The following is a 4261-nucleotide window of genomic DNA, read 5'->3' as shown; positions in this document are numbered from 1 at the left end:
GTCTTTATCCGAGAAACCACCGCATTATGTGAAACACCCATCTTCTTCGCAAACGCACGAACCGATAGACCCTTACGATGCTTCTTATTCATAGTTGCTCCTTGCTTTTTCTCTGCCATAAGAAGTAAGAGTTTACGGTGTTACGAATGATTGACAATCGGGTATAATCGGGTATATATTCCGGTATGAAAACAGATACACTCCAAATTACACAAGAATTGTTGGCTCTCATTGCTGAAATTGATGAGTTCAAAGGGGCATGGCGCGCACTTGGTACTCTTGCCCCTGAAAGATTGAACGCCCTTCGCCATATTGCTACTGTTGAAAGTATTGGATCTTCTACACGCATTGAAGGGAGTAAGTTAACAGACCGCGAAATCGAACAGCTTTTGGTAAACTTAGAAATTAAACGTTTCAAGAGTCGTGATGAACAAGAAGTTATCGGTTATGCCAAGGTTATGGAAACAATCTTTCAATCTTGGAGTGATATTTCTATTACTGAAAATCATATTAAACAACTTCATCGTGATCTTTTGTGTAATAGTGAGAAAGATCAACGACATCGAGGTGAATATAAGACTTTACGCAATGATGTAGCAGCATTTAATTCTCAAGGGAAAATGGTTGGCATTGTTTTTGAAACAGCTACACCATTTGATACACCATACCGAATGCAAGAGCTTATTACTTGGTTCAATAAAACCAATGAATTAAAGGATCTTCATCCTTTACTTACGATTGGTATTTTTAATGTAACATTTTTAGCTATTCATCCTTTTCAAGATGGAAATGGACGTTTAAGCCGTATCTTAACCACCCTTCTTTTGTTACAAAAAGGTTATGTTTATGTACCATATTCATCACTTGAAAGCATTATTGAGAATAATAAAGAAAGCTATTACTTAGCTCTGAATCAGACTCAAAAAACAATTTATACTAGAACACCCAATTGGGAGCCTTGGATACTCTTTTTTTTACGTGCTCTACAAAAACAAAAACGCCAATTAGAAATAAAAATAGAGAGTGAAAAAAATGCTCTTTTTTCCTTATCTGAATTGGCTCTTAATATTCTTGATTATGTGCGTAATCACGGACGTGTTACAACCCGCGATATGGTGCGTGAGGTTGGTGCAAGCTCTAATACACTAAAAGCAACCTTTACATCATTAGTTGAAAAAGGTCTTTTGATACGTCATGGTGGTGGGCGATCAACTTGGTATAGCTTGCCTTAATTTTTATTGTCTCATTGAGACCTCCCCATTTTGAGAACGGGGAGGAGAGTTCTGTTTTTGAACTTAAGCAACCTTTTTAATGGGGCTCTCCAAATCAGGTTCATAAGCTTTCAACAAAGGCTCCATAATCGGAGGAGGTTTTAAAGACCCAAAATTTGTAATCATTGCTAAAATCCTGAGTGCATTTGGCGATTCATCTTGAAGTTTTTAAATCACAGCTTCTTCTATTGCATTCATGGTCTCAATGAGGGCATTAAAAGTCTTATCTTCAACATCATCACGATCAGAAAACTGATACAATGACATCCACAAATCACATAAGAAGTCTATACTGGTATTCATTGCACACCTCCATGGATTTATTCTCTCAAACAAGCTAATCCTTTTGGTGTAATTTTTGTTGAAGGGAGCACTTTTTCTGTACCATCAGGTCTTTGAATGGTAATAGCAGGACAATCCATAAATCCTTTCTTGATCTTGTCCTGATAAGGTAACAGTGGCGCTCCTGGAGCACGCCGATACACCCAATCATGTTTACGCAAGTAATCAGTTAAATCCTTTGGTCGTACCTCTAACATCTTTGCTGCTTCTATCAAACCGAACAGCCCATCAGAACGTTTTAAACCTTCCAAAGCCTCTGCTTTTGGAGCTAATTTAGCAATGATATTGTCTTTCCGCTCGTTTTCATCTTTTAAATGCGTTAAGACACCAAGCATTACTGCTGGACTGGAGTAGTCAATCGATTGAACATAGGATTGCTTTATCTCGCCCCTACGCCATGCAACAAATAATTTAATAAGCATATAACGGACTTGAGAAGATTTTTCTGTATTCGATAATGTCGCAATCAATAACGCCTGCTCTTCGTTAAGCCAATATTCTGTTACGTTATTGCCCTTTATTACGTGCGCCACAGTGGCGCACCTCCCAAACCGTTCTATTTCTTGCATATTTCTTGTAATTAATTTTCTAACGTCACGTGTACGAACAAACCCTAATTTTTCTGCTAAATCCACATCGCGAACACGAGGCTCGTTTTCGACTTCTCGTAATTTGATTAATTTGTCTTTATTGATAGGTAAGTATGTGCTATTATTCATTGTAATTGACCTCTTTCAGGTTAGTTAGATGTAAAGCGTTAGAGAGAGTTTTTGCGGACTTATGCTCTAGCGCTTTTTCTTTTTTGAGAATGTTAATTATTTCAGATGAAAGAGAGCGATCATTCTCAGTCGCCCGATTAAACAACCACTCCTTTAATGTATGTGGCATATTTATTTTATATTGGATCGTTTTCATTTTACCTCCATATGCACATATTTAGTACCATAAAGGTACCTTGTGTCAAGTGTATTTTAGGTATATTTTAGGTGCATGACAAAAAAAGATCGTGTGCAATTTAAATTTCTCATTCCAATTGAACTGAAAAATCAATTGGAAGAGCTTGCTGAGGCAAATCATCGTAGCCTTACGGGTGAAATTCTTGCTCGTTTAGAAGATTCTGTCCGCACTACCGTTACATTAAATCACCTACTGGCAATGAATTCAGAAGATCTCAAAAAGCTCCTTGAACAACTACTCGTGAATAAAAAACAATAAGATGCCACACATAGCCCCCTCAGAACGCTTTAAGCCTTCAAGCGCTTCTGCTTTTGGTGCTAATTCTGCAATAACATGATCTTTCTGCTCTATTTGACTTTGTAAGTGATTCAAAACACCAAGTAATGCCTCCGGTTTAGAGTAGTCAACTTGTGGTGTGGCTACCTGTTTTTCTAATTCTTGCCAGCGGTCAATGATTTTGGCTCGTAAAGCAGTGCTGTAACCAGAAACAAGAATTAAACATTCACGTTTGGGTAAATTATAACAAGGGCATGTTTTTCCTTGTTCATCAATATAACTGCTTAAAAACTTAGCCGGCTCAAATTTGAGCTCGCTAAATATTTGTTTAATGTCTCGCATAACATTTTTATGCTTCTTACTACATACCCCCGCAATTTCACGACTCGACATAGTCTGAGTGGTAGCACTATTAGCAACACTTTCTGTAATTTTTATAAGAGTGTTCATTATGAACTCATAGATGTTAGAGGTTTTCATTGATACCTTTAAAAGGTATCGGGTGCTGAAAACACGGCATCTAGTCCGTCGTTACGCTTTCCCCATAAGGGTATTGTATAGCGTAACTACACCCGATGAGGTCATTATACACTTGTCGCATATAATGAGTCAAAGCCTTTGCAATGCACAGAAGATCGATTATTTCGGCAATCAATCCGCTAGATGTTTTAAGGTGTTTTCAGGCACCTGATTCGAAAATATATATAAACGCAACAATGTCAAGAATAAAAATAATTTTTATCTAAAAATAATCGCGTACTGTACAGCACACACACTGAAATCATTATTTATCAATGAGTTAAGTGTACAATGTACAGTCAATTTGAAAATTCTATCGCTAGCGATAGTTCGCGCTCGTCCGCCCCGCAACGAAGCCAACCCGCTGGGAAGTACCTTTTGCATTGATTTTATTGATTTTTTTTATGAAAAAACAAAGCATAAATGATGATCTTTTTTTAAATTGCAATAAGAATATGTAATGCTTAAACTCATAAGGATATGTAAGATATAGATAAAGCTTGAGAACATGATCTAGCCTTTCTTGTTGGCGGCATATTCTTGACGAGCAAGTTGGTACTGTATATTGGCAATTAATCTTTCATTGGCTTCTTTTACAATAGCACTTGCAATCTCTGGCTTGGACATCACTTTAGCAATTGATGGTCCTTCTTGTTTTGCAATGGGGAATTGATCTCCGTCATCTCTTTGAAACACATTCCCTCCCATTTTTAAATCAACACGCTTTGGAAAACTGCCTCCCTTGATAAAAGCATGGGGTAAGATTTCTTTCTTTCCAAACAGTGTGTAAGTTACGCCGCGTTTTGTTTCGTTTACTTTAAAAAATTTAAGAGGTATTGGTGTTCCAGAACCAATGATATCTGTCTCAAGAAACCTTGCTGTCGCCTTTTCTTTAA

General features: G+C 37.3%; 5 protein-coding genes and 2 pseudogenes. 2 read left to right on the top strand and 5 right to left on the bottom strand.

The window, feature by feature from the left end:
* The first annotated feature begins 185 nt into the window (after positions 1-185).
* Positions 186-1232, top strand: coding sequence for a Fic family protein (locus tag ACFINO_RS09160; RefSeq protein ID WP_375655505.1), 1047 nt, complete (start codon positions 186-188; stop codon positions 1230-1232).
* A 63-nt stretch (positions 1233-1295) separates the two neighbouring features.
* Here the strand turns inward: ACFINO_RS09160 and ACFINO_RS09155 are convergent.
* From ACFINO_RS09155 to ACFINO_RS09145, 3 genes and pseudogenes are all read right to left on the bottom strand, one after another.
* Positions 1296-1574 (bottom strand): annotated as a pseudogene (locus ACFINO_RS09155) (hypothetical protein).
* A 17-nt stretch (positions 1575-1591) separates the two neighbouring features.
* The gene (locus ACFINO_RS09150) at positions 1592-2332 is read right to left on the bottom strand and encodes a phage antirepressor KilAC domain-containing protein (RefSeq protein WP_375655504.1); all 741 of its coding nucleotides are present in this window, start codon (positions 2330-2332) and stop codon (positions 1592-1594) included.
* Positions 2325-2528, bottom strand: a complete 204-nt coding sequence (locus tag ACFINO_RS09145) for an Arc family DNA-binding protein (protein WP_004859798.1) — start codon at positions 2526-2528, stop codon at positions 2325-2327. Before ACFINO_RS09145 ends, ACFINO_RS09150 begins: the two co-directional genes overlap by 8 nt.
* A 75-nt stretch (positions 2529-2603) precedes the next feature.
* Here ACFINO_RS09145 and ACFINO_RS09140 point away from each other — a divergent pair, with 75 nt between their 5' ends.
* The gene (locus tag ACFINO_RS09140) at positions 2604-2828 is read left to right on the top strand and encodes an Arc family DNA-binding protein (RefSeq protein WP_375612370.1); all 225 of its coding nucleotides are present in this window, start codon (positions 2604-2606) and stop codon (positions 2826-2828) included.
* A 15-nt stretch (positions 2829-2843) separates the two neighbouring features.
* Here the strand turns inward: ACFINO_RS09140 and ACFINO_RS09135 are convergent.
* Positions 2844-3296, bottom strand: a pseudogene (locus ACFINO_RS09135) (Rha family transcriptional regulator); the annotation flags it as partial.
* A 582-nt stretch (positions 3297-3878) separates the two neighbouring features.
* A partial coding sequence (locus ACFINO_RS09130; protein WP_375655503.1) for a hypothetical protein occupies positions 3879-4261 on the bottom strand: 383 nt, incomplete at its 5' end.

The sequence above is a fragment of the Bartonella sp. AA83SXKL genome (assembly GCF_042196965.1).
In the GTDB taxonomy this organism is placed as follows: Bacteria; Pseudomonadota; Alphaproteobacteria; order Rhizobiales; family Rhizobiaceae; genus Bartonella.
Note: the sequence above shows the minus strand (reverse complement) of the source record. Positions and strands in the feature narration are given on the sequence as shown.

Excerpts from the sequence above, each read along its gene's own strand:
- ACFINO_RS09160 (WP_375655505.1), top strand. The coding sequence starts at position 186 with ATGAAAACAGATACACTCCAAATTACACAAGAATTGTTGGCTCTCATT.
- ACFINO_RS09150 (WP_375655504.1), bottom strand. The coding sequence starts at position 2,332 with ATGAATAATAGCACATACTTACCTATCAATAAAGACAAATTAATCAAA.
- ACFINO_RS09145 (WP_004859798.1), bottom strand. The coding sequence starts at position 2,528 with ATGAAAACGATCCAATATAAAATAAATATGCCACATACATTAAAGGAG.
- ACFINO_RS09140 (WP_375612370.1), top strand. The coding sequence starts at position 2,604 with ATGACAAAAAAAGATCGTGTGCAATTTAAATTTCTCATTCCAATTGAA.